The sequence below is a fragment of the Chamaesiphon sp. genome (assembly GCF_041737865.1).
Lineage (GTDB): Bacteria > Cyanobacteriota > Cyanobacteriia > Cyanobacteriales > Chamaesiphonaceae > Chamaesiphon.
Genome location: NZ_JBGSQZ010000194.1, coordinates 25,107 through 45,767, shown reverse-complemented (window position 1 = coordinate 45,767; position 20,661 = coordinate 25,107). Strand labels below are relative to the sequence as shown.

Below are 20,661 nucleotides of genomic sequence, written 5' to 3'. Positions count from 1 at the left end.
AATTGCCCTTGCCCTGCTTGAGTAATACGGAAAAGGATTCAAACCTCTCCAGATTGCTCCCCCCCGACAAGAGGGGCTAAGGTTACATTCAGGAGGCAGACTAGATGTGTAATCTAGTCTGGTTTCCCGAACCAATTGCAGCAACCGAGCGAGGCAACTTTACAATAGAGATTGGTATAATTCAATTACATAGGTGCATATCACTTATTTAAACTACTGTTGAGCCTTTCTTACTTATATTCCACCATGCTGATATCCAATACTCACAGGTCGATTACTAGCTACAACCAGAGCCAAATCTATGCAGGTGCTAACGTGGTGCCGATGGTAGTCGAGCAATCTGGAGTTGGCGAAAGATCTTTTGATATCTACTCGCGATTATTACGCGAAAGAATTATTTTCTTGGGTACTCAAGTAGATGATGCCGTTGCCGATAGCTTAGTCGCCCAAATGCTCTTTCTAGAAGCTGAAGATCCGGAAAAAGATATTCAATTGTATATCAATTCTCCTGGTGGCTCGATCACCGCAGGGATGGCAATTTATGACACAATGCAACAAATCCGTCCCGATGTGGCAACTACTTGCTATGGTTTAGCTGCTTCGATGGGTGCATTTTTATTAGCCAGTGGTACACATGGCAAGCGTAGCTCCCTACCCAACTCGCGGATTATGATTCATCAACCGCTCGGTGGTGCTCAGGGACAAGCAGTAGATATCGAAATTCAGGCGCGAGAGATTCTGTATCTCAAAAATCACCTCAATGGTTTGCTAGCACATCATACCGGACAGCCGATCGAAAGAATTGCAGAGGACACCGAGCGGGACTTTTGGATGTCACCAGCAGAAACTCAAGCGTATGGATTGATCGATCGGACGATCGATCGGCTCTAAACCTGCGATAGTAACAAGACAACTGTAAACATCGATCGGCTTATCGTCACACCATAACATTAAGTTCGATCGCTGGTATTCTCACATCGCCACCAAAACTCACCGCCCGCTTATCGTTCATCACCCGTCCAGTTATCGGTACTCTACCTTTCTTCATGAGGCACGCTCTCAAATATGCCAACTACTAAAAACTATGACTCCCATCTCAAATGTTCTTTTTGTGGTAAATCACAAGAACAAGTTCGCAAGTTAATTGCTGGGCCGGGAGTCTACATCTGTGATGAATGCGTAGAGCTATGTAATGAGATCCTCGATGAAGAATTACTAGATCCCAACGGCCCCAGCTCTCATCCTCCCGCAAAATCCGAGCCACAGCGCAAACGCCGCGAATCAGTGCCGATCGATCTTAGCAAAATGCCTAAGCCGCGCGAGTTGAAAAAATATCTAGACGATCGGGTGATCGGCCAAGATGAAGCCAAAAAAGTCCTCTCTGTATCTGTCTATAACCATTACAAACGACTGAGCTACGCTCAGTCTAAAGCTAATACCCCCCAAGCCCCATCCACAGGTGTCAATGGCATCCACAAAGCTAACGCTAATGATGATGGTGTCGAACTCCAGAAGTCGAATATCTTGCTGATCGGCCCAACTGGCTGTGGCAAAACCATGCTCGCCCAAACCCTAGCTAAAGTCTTGGACGTACCCTTTGCGATCGCTGATGCCACGACTCTAACCGAAGCAGGTTATGTCGGTGAAGATGTCGAGAATATTTTGCTCAGACTACTCCAAGCCGCCGATTTAGACGTAGAAGAAGCCCAGCGCGGGATTATTTACATCGACGAGATCGACAAAATCGCCCGCAAAAGTGAAAATCCCTCAATTACTCGTGATGTCTCCGGCGAAGGCGTCCAGCAAGCACTACTCAAAATGCTCGAAGGGACGATCGCCAGCGTTCCACCCCAAGGCGGTAGAAAACACCCCTATCAAGACTGCATCCAAATCGATACCAGCAATATCATGTTTATCTGTGGTGGGGCATTTGTAGGGCTAGATAAGGTCATCGAGCAACGAACGGGTAAAAAGTCCATGGGCTTTATTCAGCCAGGTGATACTCCCAATCGCGAACAGCGGACAGCGGATATGATGAAACATTTAGAACCTGAAGATCTGGTCAAATATGGGCTAATTCCCGAATTTGTCGGTCGGGTACCAGTGATCGCTACCCTCAAGCCATTGGATGAAAATGCCCTCGTCTCGATCCTGACCGAGCCTCGCAGTGCCCTCGTCAAGCAGTACGAAAAGCTGCTACACATGGATAATGTCGCCCTCGAATTTCACCCCGATGCGATTAGAGCCATCGCTAAAGAAGCTCACCGCCGTAAAACTGGAGCTAGAGCCTTGCGCGGGATTGTTGAGGAGTTGATGCTCGATGTGATGTATGAGCTGCCCTCCCGTAAGGATTTGACCCGTTGTACGATCACGCGGGAAATGGTGGAAAAACGTTCGACTGCTGAATTGTTGATCCATCCCGCCTCAGTGCCAAAACCTGCATCAGCTTAGTGTCGATTTGCTGTTGCTAGCCAAAACTAGCACCAGCCTAGTTTAGAAGAAAGGCGATCGCTAGGGTAGCGATCGCCTTTGACGTTAAAATTGTAGCTGGGAAATCACAACCGATAAGCCAAATATCTTAGGTAATTTGCTCGGAATGTCGCGATCGATCGATCCCCAACGGTCGATCGATCGACGCTACTCACGCCCTCAGATCGTTGCTGTTACAGCACTCATGTTTTAACAGCAATAGCAGATCGTTTTTGCCTAACCAATATTATCACCGATCGGAGCATCCACTTTGGCGATCGATCTGTAAATAATTTACATGAAATGGCTGATGTTAGAAGCTAGTCAGCTAGAATACATTAGATGGATAGATTCAAAACGCTAATTTAAGTTTTTTAAGTATAGCAATACGAATTTTAATAATTCTTTTTTAGTAGTGCTGACCTAACTGTAAATTCACCATTACTAAGGGAAATCGGGGTTTAAGCTTTAAATGGCTGGTAATGTTATTACCAGCCATTTTTGTCGGCAATATCAGAGATACTCGCCGAAATTACCGACCGATCGAAAATCAGGGGTCTACTTGTCTTGTCTCGCTGATTGGTGCGCTGTCTCGATCCAAACGCACGCTGTAAGCGAAGACGTGTCGCTAAATCCCCATCTTAAATACCCAATTATCAATTATCAATTATCAACTATCAACTATTCAACCATGACCACGGTTCGATCTGGGCGACGTGAAGTAACTCCTGGCTCAGTTCGGCGTGTAATTGCCCATTAGTTGCTAGAATTCGACCTGAGCGAAGATCGAATGGACTGCAATCGTAAGCAGTAACGGTACCGCCAGCAGCCTCAACAATCGCTACCCCAGCCGCCAAATCCCAGGGAGAGAGTCCGCGCTCCCAGTAGCCATCCAACCTACCACAGGCGACGTAAGCCAGATCGATCGAAGCTGCGCCCGCACGTCGGACACCTTGGGTAATATGGGTCAGATAACAAAATTCTTGATAATTATTATCGGGGGTTTCGCGTCGATCGTAAGCAAAACCTGTCACGAGCAGACTTTGAGCTAATTTATCTACAATAGAGACATGAATTGGTTGGTCGTTGCAAGTTGCACCTATTCCTACCGCACCGCGAAATAGTTCTTTGTGGAAGGGATCGAAGATCGCGCCGACTGTCGGAACACCATTAATTAATAATCCGATCGAAGCTGCTGAAAATGGGTACTGGTGGGCATAATTGGTCGTACCATCCAACGGATCGATCGCCCAAAGATATTCAGCATCGAGATCGCCAAATTGACCTGATTCTTCAGCCAAAATCGAATGATCGGGAAAATGCTGGCGGATAATCTCTAAGATAACTGCTTCCGCTTGCTTATCTGCTTCTGTGACTAGATCGCCTGGGCGACCTTTTTCGACGATCGATTCTAGCTTACCCCAACAAGCCTGCAATACTTCTCCTGCGGCTAATGCTGCTGTCGTTGCTACATCTAAATAAGTAGATAAGTGATGCTCCAAGGGAGAGGCTGCGCCGACGGACGATCTGGGTGCATTCATTAGCTAGTAGAATGTAAATATATATACACAGTTGCCATTGTACATTAACAATGTTATTAGTTAAAGTGCATACATTACTAAAAAAAATCCCCGATCGAGCAGGGGAGACAGACCAAGGTTGGGTGATTATTAGTAATTAATTTGAGCTGATACTTACAGGACTGCTACCGACCAATCCATATTGTTTTTTAGTTTCAATGTAAAACTCACGATGTGGCTGCAACTGTTGGTAATAAAGACTGATTCCTTGCTGGATTACTAAAGTAGGCTCTTGATTTGTATGTTCTTGAATGGCATCCAACTGACGAACAGTTTCAGCATCCAATTGAATTATAAGCTGCATATAAAATACCTCCATCCTAAAGTAAGAGTATAATAACAATATATTATATCACTTTAAACTCTATCAGTCGATCGATAGATATTGCCAGCTCGATCTCAATCCCCAACTCGGTCTCATCTAGATCGTAAAATGGACGGTGACATCATTTATAGGCAATTATAATTTAATTATAAATATTTTTTGTCGCGCCGATTCTGTAGCTTCAGATACTAGATCTAAATTGTTTCGACTTAGATCCAATTAATGAGTAGCTACTCATTCAAGCGTGTCACAACTTAACAATCAATCGCCAGATGACGAGTTTTTCGGTAAAATGCTACTAGAACAAGTAATCACTCACTCCCTAACTCGATGGTCATGAACCCAGCAGCAACCAAGGAAACCAGCGATATAACGAATGAACCCAGCGACAAATCGCTGGAAGCCATGAGACATTTTTCCGAAACTTATGCTAAGAATACCGACACTTACTTCTGTGTAGACCTTTCGGTCACTGCTGTCGTGATTAAGGGACTGGCAAAAAATAAAGAAGATTTGGGTTCACCCCTTTGTCCGTGTCGTCACTATGAAGACAAGGAAGCTGAAGTCAAAGCTGCTTTTTGGAACTGTCCATGTGTTCCTATGCGCGAACGTAAAGAATGTCATTGCATGTTATTTCTGACCCCAGACAATGACTTTGCTGGAAAAGTGCAAGACATTACCATCGAAGAAGTCAAAGCAGTATAATCGATCGATCGCGATATAGATGTAGTCTATTAGTCTAAATGTTACTACTCTTTTGTCGAATAATTAGCGTAAAAGAGTAGCGATCTTGACTGTTTTTAAGATCGATCGCCATGCCAAGTTTGAGTTAACGATCTAAGCACGTCACAATGGTAAAATATGCTCAGGTGGATATTTACCACCGATCGCCATTTTAGTTCAAACCTATGTCCGTTGATGAATCGATCGATCTCCATTATGCTGTCCCAATCGATCGGATTAAATACGACGATCGGGGTTTAGTTCCGGCTATTATCCAAGACTACCTGGATGGAACCGTACTGATGATGGCGTGGATGAATAGCCAATCTCTGCAAAAGACTCTAGATACAGGCGAAACTTGGTTTTGGAGCCGTTCTCGTCAGAAATTTTGGCACAAAGGTGCAACTAGTGGACATACTCAGCACGTCAAAGATATTCGTTATGACTGCGACAGTGACGCATTACTAGTTACCGTTGAGCAAGTTGGGGACATCGCCTGTCATACAGGAGCGCGTAGTTGCTTTCACCAAATCGCCACTGCTACCGCCGCACCACCCGCCGATACACTTTCAGATTTATACCAGACTATCTGCGATCGTCGGGACGCGCCCCAAGCAGGCTCGTACACCCAAAGTCTATTTGCAGGTGGGGATAATAAGATTCTCAAAAAAATTGGTGAAGAAGCCGTAGAAGTCGTGATGGCTTGTAAGGACGATCGACCCAACGAAATCGCAGGTGAAGTTGCCGATCTGTTCTATCATACTCTCGTCGCCCTCGCTCACCACCGTGTCAGCATCCGCGATGTCTACCGCGAACTCCAATCGCGACGGAAATAGTTATTGGAATTTACCCTTCTAACTCTAATCAGAAGCTAACACGTATATACACTGGCTTTGACGCGCAGTCCTTTACCCCCCAACTCCCCTTATAAAAGGCAGGGCTGATCCATCCACCAGAGAAAAACCGCTCTAACCCTTTTCTGTCATTAAGTCTCGATCGAATGTAGATGGAAGTTAAACGAAACAATTGGGTTTTAGCATTATTCTTTTTCCAATAGATCAGCCCTGCCTTATAAAAGGGGGCTTTCGCGCCCTCCCCTTGATAAGGGGAGGGCTGGGGTGGGGTAAAGGACTACGCAACACACAGAAGAAAGTAGAAAGTAGGGTGGGCAATGCCCACCATCTAAGATGCCATGCTGACTGAAATCGCCCAAAAAACTCGGCTAGCCGCCCAACATTTAGCGAGTCTTCCGACTGAGGCTAAGAATAAAGCGATCGAATCGATTGCCAAATCGCTAGAAAGCCATGCTGATGAAATCGTCGCCGCAAATGCTGCCGATTGTCAAGCTGCTGAGGGCGAAATTGCCCCAGCTTTGTATGCCCGACTAAAACTAGATGCGACTAAACTCAAAGGTGCGATCCTTGGTGTCCGCGATGTGGCTAAATTAGCCGATCCAGTGGGTCAAATGCAGATCCATAGAGAACTCGATGCTGGCTTGATTATGCAGCGCGTAAGCTGTCCTGTCGGTGTTTTAGGGGTGATTTTTGAGGCTCGTCCTGATGCAGTAATTCAGATTGCAAGTTTGGCAATTAAGTCGGGTAATGGGGTAATTTTAAAAGGTGGACGAGAAGCGATCGAGTCTTGTACTGTATTAGTTAAAGCAATCAAAGCGGGATTGGCTCAATCTGAAGTCAGTCCCGATGTAATTCAGCTTTTGACTACCCGCGCCGAAACCACCGAGCTACTAAAATTAGACCGTTATATCGATCTAATTATTCCGCGTGGTTCCAATGAATTTGTGCAATACGTCCAAGATAATACCCGCATTGCCGTTCTCGGTCATGCTGATGGAATCTGTCATTTATATATCGATCTCGAAGCGGATTTAGATAAAGCGATCGCGATTACGATCGATTCTAAAACTCAGTATCCAGCAGCTTGTAATGCGATCGAAACCCTGCTGATCCATCAATCGATTGCTAGTAAATTATTAATGCCAATTGTTAATCAATTACAGGCAAATGGAGTAGAAGTAAGACTGAGCGAACTCGGACACGAAATCTTAGGTAATCAAGAGAATCTCACGATCGATCTGGCGATCGCGACAGATTGGGCGACTGAATATAGCAATCTCACTCTCGCCGTCCAAATCGTCCCCGATCTCGATGCAGCCATCACCCATATCAATACCTATGGTTCGCGCCATACAGATGGGATTGTTACCGAAAATCTTACTACCGCCAAAGTATTTTTCGATCGAGTTGATGCCGCAAATGTTTTTCACAATTGTTCGACCCGATTTTCGGATGGGTTCCGGTATGGTTTTGGTGCAGAAGTCGGCATCAGTACTCAAAAGATGCCCCCGCGCGGGCCAGTTGGCTTGGAAGGATTGGTGACTTATAAGTATCAAATTACTGGCGACGGACATATTGCTGGTACCTATACAGGCGAAAATCCGAAAGCATTTACACATCGAGATTTATGATCGTTTTATCTCCCAGGGCGTACCATACTATTCACTATCTCTTAGCTCTATGGCAATTCCACCTAGCTGGATCGTCAAAACTGGTCGCTCGATCTGGACGCAGATCTGGCAACTAATGATGTCACAACTTGCGCCACCAAACGATCGAGGAGAATATCAACGTCCGCAGAGTGAGTTCCGAAATCGCCTCGATGGGATCTATGCTCCAGAGCCAAATCGCTATCGATTGTATGTCGGCTGGAGTTGTCCGTGGGCACATCGAACATTGGTAGTACGGGCATTAAAGGGTTTAGAAAGTTCGATCGAGATCGTGCTAGTTCAGGGTGATGCAAATGCAGGTGGTTGGACACTATCAAAGCCAGAACATGGCTGTAATACTCTAGCCCAATTGTATCGATTTGGGAAATTGGGCTATACAGGTCGATCGACAGTGCCGATGCTCTGGGATACTCAGACGTATTCGATCGTTAATAACGAAAGTGCAGAAATTATCGAGATCCTTAATTCAGATTTCAATGATTTCGCCAGCCATCCCGAACTAGATCTGGCTCCAATTGCCCTGCAAGACTCGATCGAGCAGTGGAACGAGGTAGTGTATGAAACTGTCAATAATGGGGTCTACCGCTGCGGTTTTGCCCAAACACAGGCTGCTTATGACAACGCCCATATTGAATTGTTTGCTACGCTCGATCGAGTCAACGATTTACTGGCAAGTCAAGATTATCTCTGCGGCGATCTATTGACTCTGGCTGACATTCGACTGTTTACGACTCTGATTCGATTCGATTTGGTTTACAACCATCTATTCAAATGCAACCGACGGCGGATTCGGGATTATCCCCAGCTTCAAGCTTATCTATCCAATATTTACCAGCTTCCTGGGGTAGCTGCTACCTGCAACTTTTCAACGATCCTGCAAGACTACTACGGTAATTTGTTTCCGCTCAATCCTGGCGGAATTATTCCTCAATTACCAGACATGAGCTACCTGAGGAGAGTTGATAGTTGATAGTTGATAGCTTGCACTGAGCGAAGCCAAAGTGTTGATAGCGATTTGCGCTCTTGGGAGCTGCCGAGGATCGAACAAGTTAAATCAAATCAGAATAGAGGCATGAAGTTATGCCTCTATTTCAGCGATGGTTTTGATTCGTTGGTAACTGCTTGCACTGAAGCCTATCGTTGGCGTAGCCTCTGCCTCGTGCCGTCGTAGGCGTTAGCCTGCCGTAGGCACAGTTTCAGCTATCAACTATCAACTATCAACTAAATTAAGTGTCGTACAGTAGACATTCTAAGGACTCTGGATTGTCATCGCAGAAACGTTCGAGAGAATTCTTAGGTTTAGCATTCTTGGTGTGTCCAGATTGTTGATGTAATTCCTCTAGGATGTCCATCTCTACAGCAAATTCGGCAGAAGTTTTACCGAATTTTTCGCCAGCTTCCTGAGCTGCTTCGCGTGCTTGCTCGATCCGGTCTTCGATGGTCATCTTTATTTCTTGATTGGTCATAATCTTGGCTATTTAGACTAAGTTAGCGGGATATTTGAGAGCAGGATACCTTATATTGTATCTTTCCCTTATTGAAAGACGCCATAACAAATGTAGGGGTTTCCACACATTTGGGCAGGGCTAACGATTTGTGGTGGGTTTAGTCATTGGCACAACTACTCCTTTGGAGCATCGCCGATCGATAATATCGATCGAAAATCAGACAACGATCGCGAGTCCTATTGCTAGATATTTGACAATTTTTTGACTTTAACGGGACGATCGGGGAATGAGAGTGTTAGAATTGCCATGCAAAATATAGCACTTTATTGAGGGTCTGCTGTGATCCGTTCTGCCACCTTAACACTTCCGCCCACAATCCAATCGATTGCTGATAACAGTCGTCTCCGACTGCTTTCTGGGAATGCTAACGTACCTTTATCTGAAGAAATTGCGCGTTATCTCGGACTCGATCTCGGGCCGATGATTCGCAAACGATTTGCTGATGGGGAAATTTATGTCCAGATCCAAGAATCCATTCGCGGCTGTGATGTTTATTTGATCCAACCTACCTGTCATCCGGTGAACGATAACTTGATGGAACTATTCATCATGATCGATGCCTGTCGGCGGGCTTCAGCACGACAAATTACCGCAGTACTCCCCTACTATGGTTATGCTCGTGCCGATCGCAAGACTGCTGGGCGAGAATCGATTACCGCCAAACTAGTCGCTAACCAGATTACTACTGCTGGTGCCGATCGAGTCTTGGCGATGGATCTCCACTCTGCCCAAATCCAGGGTTATTTTGATATCCCGCTGGATCATATCTACGGTTCGCCAGTCATCATTGATTATTTACTAGCAAAAAACTTACCAGATGTCGTAGTGGTATCGCCAGATGTTGGTGGTGTCGCCCGCGCTCGTGCCTTTGCTAAGAAGCTCAATGACGCACCACTCGCCATTATCGACAAACGTCGTCAGGCACATAATGTGGCTGAAGTGATGAATGTGATCGGTGATGTCGCTGGTAAAACAGCCATCCTGGTCGATGATATGATCGACACGGGCGGTACGATCTCCGAAGGTGCCAAAATCTTGCGCCAGCAAGGAGCGCGTGAAGTTTATGCTTGTGCGATCCATGCGGTATTTTCACCACCAGCGATCGAAAGGCTCTCCAGTGGAGTGTTTGAGGAAGTAATCGTCACCAACACGCTCCCGATCCCTAAAGATCAGTGGTTTCCACAACTGAAGGTACTATCTGTCGCCAACTTATTGGGTGAGACAATCTGGCGAGTACATGAAGAAAACTCGGTGAGTAGTATGTTTCGTTAGATTGTGGCAAGTGGCACAGAGTTAGGAACCTGGATCGTTAGCTCTAGTTTCCAACCCCGCTCCGCTATCCTTATTGCTAATGAATCTACCCATTTTTACTACCCCCAGGGAACTAGATTCCTATCTCCAATGCCACCGCTCTCAATCCATCGGACTAGTCCCGACAATGGGAGCGTTACATTTGGGACATCAGAGCTTACTCGATCGAGCCAGACATGAAAATGCTGTCGCGATCGTCAGTATTTTTGTCAATCCTTTACAATTTGGGGCTAATGAAGATCTCGATCGCTATCCACGTCAGTTGGAACTCGATCGAGTTATTTGTGAGCAAGCAGGTGTAGATGCCCTGTTTGTGCCTACGGTGGAAAGTATGGGAATTAAAAATGTACTCACTCAAGTCATCCCACCAGTGGCGATGATGAGCAGATTGTGCGGACGTACTCGCACGGGACATTTTCAAGGTGTGGCGACGATCGTCACCAAGCTCTTAAATATCGTTCGACCCGATCGCGCCTATTTTGGCGAAAAGGATGCCCAGCAACTGGCGATTATCCGCCGGATCGTGGCAGATCTAAACATTCCTGTCGAGATTGTCGGTTGTCCGACTGTCCGCGCCGCATCTGGTTTGGCACTGAGTTCTCGCAATCAATATCTATCGCCGATCGGCCGATCTCAGGCTGCGGTGATTTATCGGAGTTTACAACAAGCTCAGACACTCGCAGTCCCAGAAATTAATGCCGAGAAACTTTTAGCTGCTGTGACTACTGAATTAGCTACAGTACCAGAATTTCGACTAGAGTATTTAGAACTTGTCGATCTTGACACCCTACAACCGATCGATACTCTAGATAAATTGGCTTTACTCGCGATCGCCGGACGGATTGAGGGTACTCGCTTGATTGATAATACGATCGTTGGTGGCTAGTAAAAGCGTAGATCTTCGGGTACCCACGAGCGGCGTTTTGATGCGGGGGTTCCCCCCGAATCAAAAAACGACAAGACAGGGGCACCCCTACAGGTTGTCTGCAATTCGATCGAACTGAATCCTCATATCAACTCCCCTATCCAATGTCACAATTACCTATTATCGCGATCGATGGCCCCGCAGGTGCAGGGAAGTCTACTGTTACCAAGCTCGTAGCTGCCCGATTAGGGTTGTTGTTTCTAGATACGGGGGCAATGTATAGATCGATTGCTTGGCTAGTGCTGGAGGCGAATCTAGCCCTAGATGATGAGCTAAACATTGCTGAGTTGGTGAGTAGAGCAAAAATTGTTCTCGCGGGGGAGCGAGTTGTGGTGAATGGTATCGATGTCACTGAAGCGATTCGGACACAGACAGTAACGAGCAAAGTTTCGGCAATTGCCAAGCTCGGAGTAGTTAGAGCAGAATTAGTCAGGCAGCAACAGGCGATTGGCGCACAAGGTGGCATCGTTGCTGAAGGTAGGGATATGTGTACGCAGGTATTTCCAGATGCTCAGGTGAAGATTTTTTTGACGGCATCGGTAGCCGAACGCGCACGTAGACGACAACAGGATTTGCGCGATCGCGGGCAAGGTGAAGTAAGCTTGGCAGAATTGGAGAGATCGATCGCCGAACGGGATTTAATTGACAGTACACGAGAAATTTCCCCATTGAAAAAAGCGGTTGATGCTGTGGAAATTGTTAGCGATCGTCTGAGTATCGAAGAAGTAGTCGATGCGATCGTCGTGATGTATCAGCAAGTAGTAAATAAATAATCCAAGTTGCTAATTATAAAATGCTTACTCGACCATGTATAAATTTCTAGCTCTTACTATTCCCTTATTAATCAGTTCGATATCCAGTACGATACCATTATCAAATACACCTCTAGAAAAATTGGCTTTGAGCCAGAAAGGATATATCACTCTCAGCACTATACTCAAAACGGCTACAGGATGGACTTTTTATTCAATAGCCTAAGCTTTGCTCCACAAGGGTTTCAACCGTTAGAGTAAAAGTCTAGCTCTCATCCGTGTTTAGTATACATCCATCGGCGGTCTTAAAATAGGGATGAGTGAAAATGAAGTTATTAAAAAGTTAGGTACTCCTAACAGTCGGCAGGTAGCAGCTAACGGATGTACTGGGACTGATGATATTACTTTAAAATACAACAATCTGGCTATATACCTAGAGGAAGGTTCTAACAAGAAGAGTAAAAGTCACCTAACAGCAATTATCACTACTAATTCGCGCTATCTTACGAGTAAAGGAATTAGAGTAGGAGACTTGATGGGCAAAGCTGAAAAGGCTTATTCAAAAACTGCTATGACTGGCAAAAAAGGACGGTACTTTAGTTTAGCCGATCGCCAACAAAATGAATGTGCCCTCACGTTTGTGAGTAAAAATAGTAAGACAGTGAGTGAGATTAACTTAGCCTGTGCTATCTGCTAATTATTAATATCTAGAGAAATAATGCTCAGTCGCGCTCAATCATTAGATCGATTGCTGGTTACTACCGAACAGATGCAGCAGATCGAAAGCAAGGTATTTGCCGCTGGTATGCCTGTCGCCGCATTGATGGAAAAAGTGGGGGGATTAATTGCGCGGCGATTTCAAGTTTTATATCCTCGCTCTAGATATCGACAAGTCGGTATTTTAGTAGGAATGGGGCATAATGGTGGCGACGCGCTAGTAGTTGCCCGCGAGTTGTATTTTCAGGGATATGAGGTGGCGATTTATGTACCATCGGAGCAATTGAGCGAACTCACCAATCAACATTATTGTTATGTGTCGAGTTTGGGTGTCAAAATTGTTGATGATGCGCGAAGTTTTGCAGATTGCGATGCGATCGTGGATGGCTTATTTGGGTTTGGTTTAAATCGTGAAATTACCGATAATTTATTTGATGCGATCGAGTTGATTAATCAATTAGCAGTCCCGATTGTCAGTATCGATTTACCTTCAGGTATTCATGGTGATAGTGGTAATGTTTTAGGTACGGCAATTAGGGCGAAACATACGTTTTGCTTGGGGCTATGGAAATTAGCTTTTATTCAGGAACAAGCAATTGAATATCTAGGTAAAACCGCGCTCATAGATTTCGATTTGTCCCTCGCAGATATTCAGAGTATAGTAGGCAAACCGACAATAACGCGGATGACAACCGATCGCGCGATCGCAAATTTACCGCTACATCGATCGCCAGTTACGCACAAATATCAGCAGGGTCACTTATTACTAATAGTTGGCTCCGAGCAATACAGCGGCGCGGCAATTTTAGCTAGCTTGGGTGCGAGAGCAACTGGTGTCGGAATGCTATCGATCGCAGTTCCCAAATCGCTCAAACCAACATTATTAAACTATCTACCAGAAGCCTTAATTATTAGTTGTCCAGAAACTGAAGCAGGTACAATTAAATCTTTACCAGAACTAGATTTTACTAAATATCAAGCGATCGCCTGTGGTTGTGGTTTGACCGAGCGACCATCTAAAATAGTCAAACAAATTCTCGCTGCAAGTTGTCCGATCGTTCTTGATGCCGATGCCCTAAATATTATCGCTAAACTAGGTTTAGAAACAGTATCCACCCGAACACATCCCACTATTTTAACACCGCATACTGGTGAATTCAAACGGCTATTTACCAGAATTCCGACAGCTAACAAACTCGTCGCGGCAAGTGCGGCAGCTCAATCTAGTGGCGCAGTTGTATTAGTCAAAGGAGCGAGAACTATCATCGCACATGATGGTAACTCGATCGTGATTCCTGAGAGTACTCCAGCTCTAGCTAGGGGCGGTAGCGGTGATGTTTTAACTGGGCTGATTGGCGGCTTAATTGCCGCTGACAGTCGGCTAAATATCGATCTTGCCGAAGTTGTCGCGACAGCAGCTTGGTGGCACTCTCAAGCCGGAATTTTGGCAGCTAGAGAGCGCGGAGATCTCAGTGTCGATCCTCTGACTTTGACTCAATATTTAAGTGCTGTAATTCACGCTACTAAGTAGCTGCCATTCCTTAGCTGGTGCGTTGCTATTACATCCCCGACTTCTCGAAGAAGTCGGGGATGTGTCTTCTAGCTTCTCGATCCGCGAAGTCTAAAAAGCGGTCATAACTTGCAGTAGTTCTGCGGAGAGATCCTGGGAGCCTTGACCTTGCTTTTCAAATAATACGCCAGCGAGTAGATATATGTTAGGCGAATAGAAAGCTTTGCGATCGCTTTTGAGCGAGCTAATAGTCTCTCTCACCTTTGACTCAGAGCTATAGTAGCCAAATTGCAGCGGTGAGATCGTAAAATCAATTACTTGATAGCCGCAATCGATCGCATACTCAATAGTTTCGACGGGGTTTGAATAGGCAGAAATTAGCGATAACACCCGATCGCAACCTACTGTAAACAGCAGTTTAGTAATCGCGGCACCATCGGCTCCACCATGCAACGATGGCATGTAAATATCGTTGTCAGGTGCAGGTAAATAAGGCGGATTAGCAATCAGATAATTGGCTCCAGACTGTTCCCAACCTTCAAAAAAACATTGGTTACGAACGACATATTTGTCGCTCAATCCATACTGAGCGATTCGCGATTGAGCCAGCTTACTTGCGGTAGAAGTCAACTCATACCCGTGAATTTTGCCTTGAAAAGGAGTTCTAAGCAAGCTGTGAATCACGGGACTACCATCACCCGAACCAAACTCAATTACCAGATCGGAGCTGGTACAACGGTTGAGAACCATCCTGTCTAAGCATTGGGAATAAAATTGAGACTCTTCGGGACAGAAAAATACTTCTTTAGGCGAACAAGATTGAACCGAGGTAAGTTCTCGATTCTCTTGCAGATAGGCTCCGCCAACGGATAAAGTTTGGAGCGAATTCATTTGCTTTCTAATTAAAGGTTGAAGTTTGAATAATTTTGACGATCGCATTGCCAGCGCGATCGCTCATATACTTGTCTTGGTCGTATCCGAGCAGCAGTTCCCACGCTTGCTGGGGATACATATCGACTAGCGGTAACGAGACGTTGTGGAGCATCCATTGTCCGTGGCGTTCGTCTTCTTTGATATGCAATTCCCAATATCCCTGGGCGGTTTCGGAAAGTCCCAACCGAGCAGCCGCAGCGATGTAGTCTTGATAGCTGGAAGGGCCGACAATTTCAAAGTAGGTAAAGCCACCGATGTAGCGTAAGAAATTGCGCTTGCACTGTGTGAGCAAAAAATTGTGGTTAATTGAGGCTAAAACTTCCCAGGGCACCAAATCCAGGTAAGCTTCTGGGGTAGGATCGAGATCGAGTTCTGCCATCATTTGGGCAAAGAAAGTAGAATGCTTGCGACTGAGGCGACCATTTCCATATTCTTCGAGCAAGACGCGGATCAATGTCGCCTGGATTTCATTGCTAGCACCACCTAACAGACTGCACAGGCGACTTGACTCTACCAACCCATCCAAAGAAGCGATCGCAATCAGGTGACGATAGCTTTTCAGGGTCATTTCTTGCCCCAAATACCACTTATTTGCCGATATTGGCGGTTCTAAATCAACATGAGCTTGTGCGATTAACGCCTCTTTAATTTCATCTGCTGACAATTTTTTTATACTTAGGTCAATCTGAGCTGATTCCCAGGCTTGCCAAGGCTTTTCAATCCGATCTCTGACCCACTGCACGTACAGCGAACGCTCGTTAGTATATTCATTTAAATCTTTGTACCAGATAAAATTAAGTCGGTTGATGCGGTAGAGAATCCGCTGTAAAAACCGATTTTCTACTACTGGTAGATCTGTATAGGCAGTTGCTAAAGCAGTTTGTAAAGCAGCTTCAAACTCGGCTGACAAGTTTGGCTCAAGCGTCACTCGCCGATCGAGATTTTCTGTAGTTAAAAGCTCAATAAATAACCGTTCTGCTCGATCGTAATCTGGCGGTGCTGAAGATCCAAAATCCTTTGATACCTCCATCGAAGGCAAATCGGGACGCAATAAAACCATAATTTATCCGTTCTGAGTGATAAAAATGCTGAGGCGATCGCTGTATGTAACGAAGTTGCCATCGACCTATCATCAATATAATTAAGTAAAGGTAGTAATGTTGTCCCTCTTATGATAGATAGTTAGCGAATCAAAGGTATTGTTTCTTACAAGGTAGTATCCGTCTTGACAAGATCTATAAATATCTGGGCTAATTAAACTTTTGCCCATCAATCGGAGCGGCTTATTATATAGCAATTCTAAATGATTTGCGAGATTTACATTGGCTCTGGTGCGTTACCCTTCTCCGGTGGAGACGCTACGCGAACGGGATAATACACCCTACAGTATTCTTACAAATCAAATAAGACTGCTATATTAGAATAGATAATAAATGCTTAAATTGTGAGATAAAAGATGAATACTCCGATCGACGATCGATCTTCAGCAGTTTTAGAGGTGGCAAAACTACAGCAGCAGCTTCATAACTCATTCCAGCAACTATCTATAGATCGACTAAAGGTACTTGCTGATTTCGCGGCTTATTTAGCAAATACAGAAAGCGAAGCAGCAACTCAGGAGCTTTTAGCAATTCCTGGATTATTAGAACGAGTTAAACAAAATCAATTAACACCCAAAACTGATTATACAAACTGGAGAACCCTTCGCTCTGATGTATGAAGTTCTACTCCATCCTGAGGCTCAAGAAGTATATGTCAACTCCATCAACTCAGCTTCAGAGATCGTCTTGACTCTGAGCTTCTCCGCCTTTGCCAACTTCGAGCCAGCCTTTTCACCCGCTAGCAAATAGTCAGTTTTCGCACTAATAGAATCCGAAACTTTACCGCCATGACTCAGAATTAAATCTTTAGCTTCATCGCGCTTTAGTGTTGGTAGGGTGCCAGTAATCACAAAAGTTTTATCGGCAAATATTTCACTAATATTAGCGTCTATCGATCGCTCGCATTGCAAACCTGCTATTTTCAATCGATCGACTAAATCGATATTCTCTGGTTGTTGGAGCCAATTATAGACAGATTGAGCAGTTTCCAATCCGACATCACGAATATCTTGTAGATCGGAAATCGTGGCTTGGCATAATAGATCGATCGAGGTAAATTTTTCAGTTAAGATATTTGCGCCATTATTCCCGATTTGCCTAATTCCTAATCCATATAATACTCTCGACCACGGGCGAGATTTAGAAGCAGCAATTCCCTCGATCGTCTTAGTTGCCGATTTCTCACCTGTTCGCTCCAAAGTCATCAATTTTTCGATAGTTAAATCGTATAAATCGGCAACTGAATTGACAAACTTGCGATCGACTAATTGCTCGATTAACTTTTCACCCACGCCATTAATATCCAGCGCATCCCGACTCACCCAATGTACCAATGAACCCTTGAGAATTGCCGCACAGCTAGGATTAATACAGCGCAAAACTGCTTCCTTTTCCAACTTGACAACTACAGCGTCACATACAGGGCAATTACTGGGCATTTTAAAAACTAAAGTCCCAGACGGACGCAAATCCGTCAATACCCGCACAACTTCGGGAATAATTTCCCCCGCTTTGCGGACAATTACCGTGTCGCCAATCCGCAGATCTAACTGGGCGATCCGATCGCCATTGTGGAGCGTTGCCCGCTGAACTGTCGTTCCCCCCAGTTGAACGGGTTGCAAGTGCGCCAAGGGGGTAATTGCCCCCGTTCTGCCCACATTTACACTGATATCCAATACCCGCGTCGGTGCTTCTTCGGCGGGATATTTGAGAGCTGCCGCCCAGCGGGGGAACTTGTTGGTAAAGCCTAATTCCTGTTGCAGCGCGAAATCATTAATTTTGACGACGACACCATCTGTCATGTAACTCAGGTTTAACCGCTCGGTATTCCAGCGATCGTAATATTCGCCCACTTTGGCGGCATCTGGACATAATTCATGATGGGGGTTTACCTTAAATCCCATCTGTTCCAGCATTGCCAGCGATTCTAAATGGCTGTGCAGTTCGGTTTGAGGGGTAGTAGTCGGAATTTGCAGCGTATAAGCAAAGAAATCTAGTTTCCGTTGAGCGACCATTTTGGGGTCTAATTGTCTCAATGCTCCGGCTGCGGCATTACGCGGATTTGCGAGGAGTTGTTCGCCTACTTTCTCGCGTTCCTGATTGAGTTGTTCAAATACAGCAATTGGTAAAAAAGCCTCACCCCGAACTTCTACTACTGGGGGTGGATTTTCGAGGTTTAATTTGAGTGGAATAGATCGAATTGTTTTGACATTTTGGGTAATATCTTCCCCAGTATCACCATCGCCACGCGTCGCACCTCGCACCAATAATCCATTCTCGTATGTGAGTGCGATCGCCGAACCATCGATTTTTAATTCGCAGATATATTCGGCACTATCCTTACTCCCCATATTCCGCTGCCAACCTGCTTCCCATTTGACAAATTCTGCCATGTCAAAAGCATTTTCAAGGCTATATAAAGAGATATTATGTTTGACTGAAACAAAGCCCGAAGCCGGACGTTCGCCCACTCGTTGAGTCGGACTATCAGGAGTCACTAATTCGGGATATTGGCTCTCCAAATCTTGCAGCTCTCGATACAACCTGTCATATACAGCATCCTCCATCACAGGATTGTCGAGAACGTAGTAAGCATAGCCAGCCGCCTGGAGTTTGACTCGAAGTTGTTCGGTGCGGGTAATGATTTCAGGTGTCACGATCGATCTCGCCTCAATGGTACTTTTATATTACAAGAATCCGATCGATTCGACAAGACTTGTTAGAGTATATCTACTCGATTGAGTTCGACAAAACCACCTTCAAATACCCTCTTAGAGGAATCAGCCGATCCTCATCAGAAAGCAAATTACCTTCAGCATCACAGTCACTATCGATCGTGCAGAACTTATAGACGGTAAATATTTAACTATTTTTGCCTGGGCGCGGCTGAGTAAATACAATTGGGATACCCATGCGGATGCGGAGGACGATTGCCACAACTATCAGTATCGGCGAGAATAGTAACAGCAACAATGCTGCCATTGCTCGATCGCTGACGACCTTAACACCTCGACTAAAATAGACACTATCTCCTGAGACAATACAAGTCCCTAAATAAGTCTATTTCGCCGATTATCAATCCAGATCCCATCGTGAACAAAATTATCTCCGTAGCCAGTCAACCGATTACTAACTTATTACCGACATCCGAGCGAAGTCAGATGGAAGCGGAGCGCGTCCAAGAGATATTAATTTTGCTAACGAGTTTAATGGCAAGAGAGGAAGCGACGATTAAATTAATTATCGATTGTTTGTACGATCTTGGCTATGCTAACTTAATCAATAAAAAAGTGCGATTTCGACCGTTAAATTCACTTGCAAAATTTATTGCCAAAAGATCGAAGCCAGTCGCCAAAATATTTGCTTGGCGATGGTTCATCAAAAACTGTCCGCAACTAATTGCTAAATGGTTGTATCGTAAAGTCCAGTTCTAATCGATCTCAAAAGCTAACTTGATACATTGTAAATAACTGTCCTGATTTAGTTGCTGTAACTTTACCACCAACTTCTTTGACTAGCTCCGTAAATTGAGCGAGTGGGGATAAAAATATTTCAGCACCCAGATACATTTCTAAAATTGCCCAGTTTTCGGCTAGTTCAGTGTCTGGATCGATCGCATCAAATATAAAGATTCCATCTGGTTTTAAAATACGTTTTACTTCCTGAAGAACTAGCTGCCAATATTCAGGTGGATAATAACAACTAAACCCAGTGGCAACTGCTCGATCGAATGTATCATTTTCATACTTTAATTGATGAGCAGCACCAGCCTGGACACCTTTAAATAATTTAGAATTTAGTTGAGAACCGCGCGAATTTAGTGCGCTCCGTGCCACATTACTGATTTCTTGCCCATAAAAGTATGTTTCCCACTTGAGCCAATCATAGATCAAAAAGCTGACTCCACAGCCAATATCCAAGCAGCGTTGATTCTTTTTAAATTCAGCCAACTCCCAAAACGGAGAAGTAATTTTTGCAGCCAGATTGTGACTAATCCACTCTCTAAAAATTGGCATTGCTTCTACTTCCGCCGGAAGATCGAAAGCTTCTTGCTTGAATTCTCGATCGCATCTCTGTCTGACTCGATCGATTTGACTCGTCCAATCTTGTTGCTGTTGCGGAATCGGGGTGTACATAAAGAAGGGAATAGATGATGTTAATGCCGCAAAAGTAAAGCCAATTCCCAAGCTTGTCAATGGCTGTCGATCGACGATCGAGCCGATACCCATATTAATCGGTAGGATCGTCTATCTTGCTCCAGCCACGATCGGTTGTTGCTAACTA

Annotated in this window: 19 protein-coding genes and 1 pseudogene; 12 read left to right on the top strand and 8 right to left on the bottom strand. The window is 44.9% G+C overall.

The window, feature by feature from the left end:
• Window positions 1-246: 246 nt before the first annotated feature.
• Both clpP and clpX read left to right on the top strand, forming a co-directional pair.
• On the top strand, window positions 247-891 hold the full coding sequence (clpP, locus tag ACEW9J_RS14720) for an ATP-dependent Clp endopeptidase proteolytic subunit ClpP (protein WP_373545858.1): 645 nt from the start codon (window positions 247-249) through the stop codon (window positions 889-891).
• A gap of 174 nt (window positions 892-1,065) precedes the next feature.
• Window positions 1,066-2,451 (top strand): ATP-dependent protease ATP-binding subunit ClpX, encoded by a 1,386-nt coding sequence (gene clpX / locus ACEW9J_RS14715; RefSeq protein WP_373545857.1) that lies wholly within the window; start codon window positions 1,066-1,068, stop codon window positions 2,449-2,451.
• A gap of 695 nt (window positions 2,452-3,146) precedes the next feature.
• On the opposite strand, the gene ACEW9J_RS14710 is transcribed toward clpX, so the two are convergent.
• Together ACEW9J_RS14710 and ACEW9J_RS14705 are read right to left on the bottom strand one after the other, a co-directional pair.
• Window positions 3,147-4,010: an inositol monophosphatase family protein gene (locus tag ACEW9J_RS14710; RefSeq protein ID WP_373545856.1), complete on the bottom strand. Its 864-nt coding sequence runs from the start codon at window positions 4,008-4,010 to the stop codon at window positions 3,147-3,149.
• Window positions 4,011-4,146: 136 nt separating this feature from the next.
• Complete coding sequence (locus ACEW9J_RS14705; protein ID WP_373545855.1) at window positions 4,147-4,353, bottom strand: hypothetical protein; 207 nt, start codon at window positions 4,351-4,353, stop codon at window positions 4,147-4,149.
• 351 nt (window positions 4,354-4,704) lie between these two features.
• Between ACEW9J_RS14705 and ACEW9J_RS14700 the strand changes: the two genes are divergently transcribed.
• From ACEW9J_RS14700 to ACEW9J_RS14685, 4 genes are all read left to right on the top strand, one after another.
• Window positions 4,705-5,079 carry a ferredoxin-thioredoxin reductase catalytic domain-containing protein gene (locus tag ACEW9J_RS14700; RefSeq protein ID WP_373545854.1) on the top strand — a complete coding sequence of 125 codons (375 nt, stop codon included), beginning with the start codon at window positions 4,705-4,707 and terminating at the stop codon, window positions 5,077-5,079.
• A gap of 203 nt (window positions 5,080-5,282) precedes the next feature.
• The gene (gene hisIE / locus ACEW9J_RS14695; protein ID WP_373545853.1) at window positions 5,283-5,933 is read left to right on the top strand and encodes a bifunctional phosphoribosyl-AMP cyclohydrolase/phosphoribosyl-ATP diphosphatase HisIE; all 651 of its coding nucleotides are present in this window, start codon (window positions 5,283-5,285) and stop codon (window positions 5,931-5,933) included.
• 356 nt (window positions 5,934-6,289) lie between these two features.
• Window positions 6,290-7,582, top strand: coding sequence for a glutamate-5-semialdehyde dehydrogenase (locus ACEW9J_RS14690; protein ID WP_373545852.1), 1,293 nt, complete (start codon window positions 6,290-6,292; stop codon window positions 7,580-7,582).
• 49 nt (window positions 7,583-7,631) lie between these two features.
• Window positions 7,632-8,591, top strand: coding sequence for a glutathione S-transferase family protein (locus ACEW9J_RS14685; protein ID WP_373545851.1), 960 nt, complete (start codon window positions 7,632-7,634; stop codon window positions 8,589-8,591).
• 256 nt (window positions 8,592-8,847) lie between these two features.
• Here ACEW9J_RS14685 and ACEW9J_RS14680 read toward each other — a convergent pair whose 3' ends face one another.
• On the bottom strand, window positions 8,848-9,066 hold the full coding sequence (locus ACEW9J_RS14680; protein ID WP_373545850.1) for a Calvin cycle protein CP12: 219 nt from the start codon (window positions 9,064-9,066) through the stop codon (window positions 8,848-8,850).
• A 342-nt stretch (window positions 9,067-9,408) separates the two neighbouring features.
• Here ACEW9J_RS14680 and ACEW9J_RS14675 point away from each other — a divergent pair, with 342 nt between their 5' ends.
• The 4 genes and pseudogenes from ACEW9J_RS14675 (at window position 9,409) to ACEW9J_RS14660 (ending at window position 14,365) form a co-directional block, all read left to right on the top strand.
• Window positions 9,409-10,401 (top strand): ribose-phosphate pyrophosphokinase, encoded by a 993-nt coding sequence (locus ACEW9J_RS14675; protein ID WP_373545849.1) that lies wholly within the window; start codon window positions 9,409-9,411, stop codon window positions 10,399-10,401.
• Between the two features lie 79 nt (window positions 10,402-10,480).
• Window positions 10,481-12,138 (top strand): annotated as a pseudogene (locus tag ACEW9J_RS14670) (bifunctional pantoate--beta-alanine ligase/(d)CMP kinase).
• Window positions 12,139-12,433: 295 nt separating this feature from the next.
• Window positions 12,434-12,814, top strand: coding sequence for a hypothetical protein (locus tag ACEW9J_RS14665; protein ID WP_373545848.1), 381 nt, complete (start codon window positions 12,434-12,436; stop codon window positions 12,812-12,814).
• A gap of 21 nt (window positions 12,815-12,835) precedes the next feature.
• Window positions 12,836-14,365, top strand: coding sequence for an NAD(P)H-hydrate dehydratase (locus ACEW9J_RS14660; protein ID WP_373545847.1), 1,530 nt, complete (start codon window positions 12,836-12,838; stop codon window positions 14,363-14,365).
• A 90-nt stretch (window positions 14,366-14,455) separates the two neighbouring features.
• Here the strand turns inward: ACEW9J_RS14660 and ACEW9J_RS14655 are convergent, their stop codons facing one another.
• Both ACEW9J_RS14655 and ACEW9J_RS14650 read right to left on the bottom strand, forming a co-directional pair.
• Window positions 14,456-15,235: an SAM-dependent methyltransferase gene (locus tag ACEW9J_RS14655; RefSeq protein WP_373545846.1), complete on the bottom strand. Its 780-nt coding sequence runs from the start codon at window positions 15,233-15,235 to the stop codon at window positions 14,456-14,458.
• A gap of 7 nt (window positions 15,236-15,242) precedes the next feature.
• Window positions 15,243-16,307, bottom strand: coding sequence for an iron-containing redox enzyme family protein (locus ACEW9J_RS14650; RefSeq protein WP_373545867.1), 1,065 nt, complete (start codon window positions 16,305-16,307; stop codon window positions 15,243-15,245).
• Between the two features lie 426 nt (window positions 16,308-16,733).
• Between ACEW9J_RS14650 and ACEW9J_RS14645 the strand changes: the two genes are divergently transcribed.
• Window positions 16,734-16,997, top strand: coding sequence for a hypothetical protein (locus tag ACEW9J_RS14645; protein WP_373545845.1), 264 nt, complete (start codon window positions 16,734-16,736; stop codon window positions 16,995-16,997).
• Between the two features lie 21 nt (window positions 16,998-17,018).
• Here ACEW9J_RS14645 and ligA read toward each other — a convergent pair whose 3' ends face one another.
• Together ligA and ACEW9J_RS14635 are read right to left on the bottom strand one after the other, a co-directional pair.
• On the bottom strand, window positions 17,019-19,034 hold the full coding sequence (gene ligA, locus ACEW9J_RS14640) for an NAD-dependent DNA ligase LigA (protein ID WP_373545844.1): 2,016 nt from the start codon (window positions 19,032-19,034) through the stop codon (window positions 17,019-17,021).
• 205 nt (window positions 19,035-19,239) lie between these two features.
• Window positions 19,240-19,419, bottom strand: a complete 180-nt coding sequence (locus tag ACEW9J_RS14635) for a sugar transferase (RefSeq protein ID WP_373545866.1) — start codon at window positions 19,417-19,419, stop codon at window positions 19,240-19,242.
• 50 nt (window positions 19,420-19,469) lie between these two features.
• Here ACEW9J_RS14635 and ACEW9J_RS14630 point away from each other — a divergent pair, with 50 nt between their 5' ends.
• Window positions 19,470-19,811: a hypothetical protein gene (locus ACEW9J_RS14630; protein WP_373545843.1), complete on the top strand. Its 342-nt coding sequence runs from the start codon at window positions 19,470-19,472 to the stop codon at window positions 19,809-19,811.
• Window positions 19,812-19,817: 6 nt separating this feature from the next.
• Here the strand turns inward: ACEW9J_RS14630 and ACEW9J_RS14625 are convergent, their stop codons facing one another.
• Window positions 19,818-20,513 (bottom strand): class I SAM-dependent methyltransferase, encoded by a 696-nt coding sequence (locus ACEW9J_RS14625; protein WP_373545865.1) that lies wholly within the window; start codon window positions 20,511-20,513, stop codon window positions 19,818-19,820.
• Window positions 20,514-20,661 lie beyond the last annotated feature (148 nt).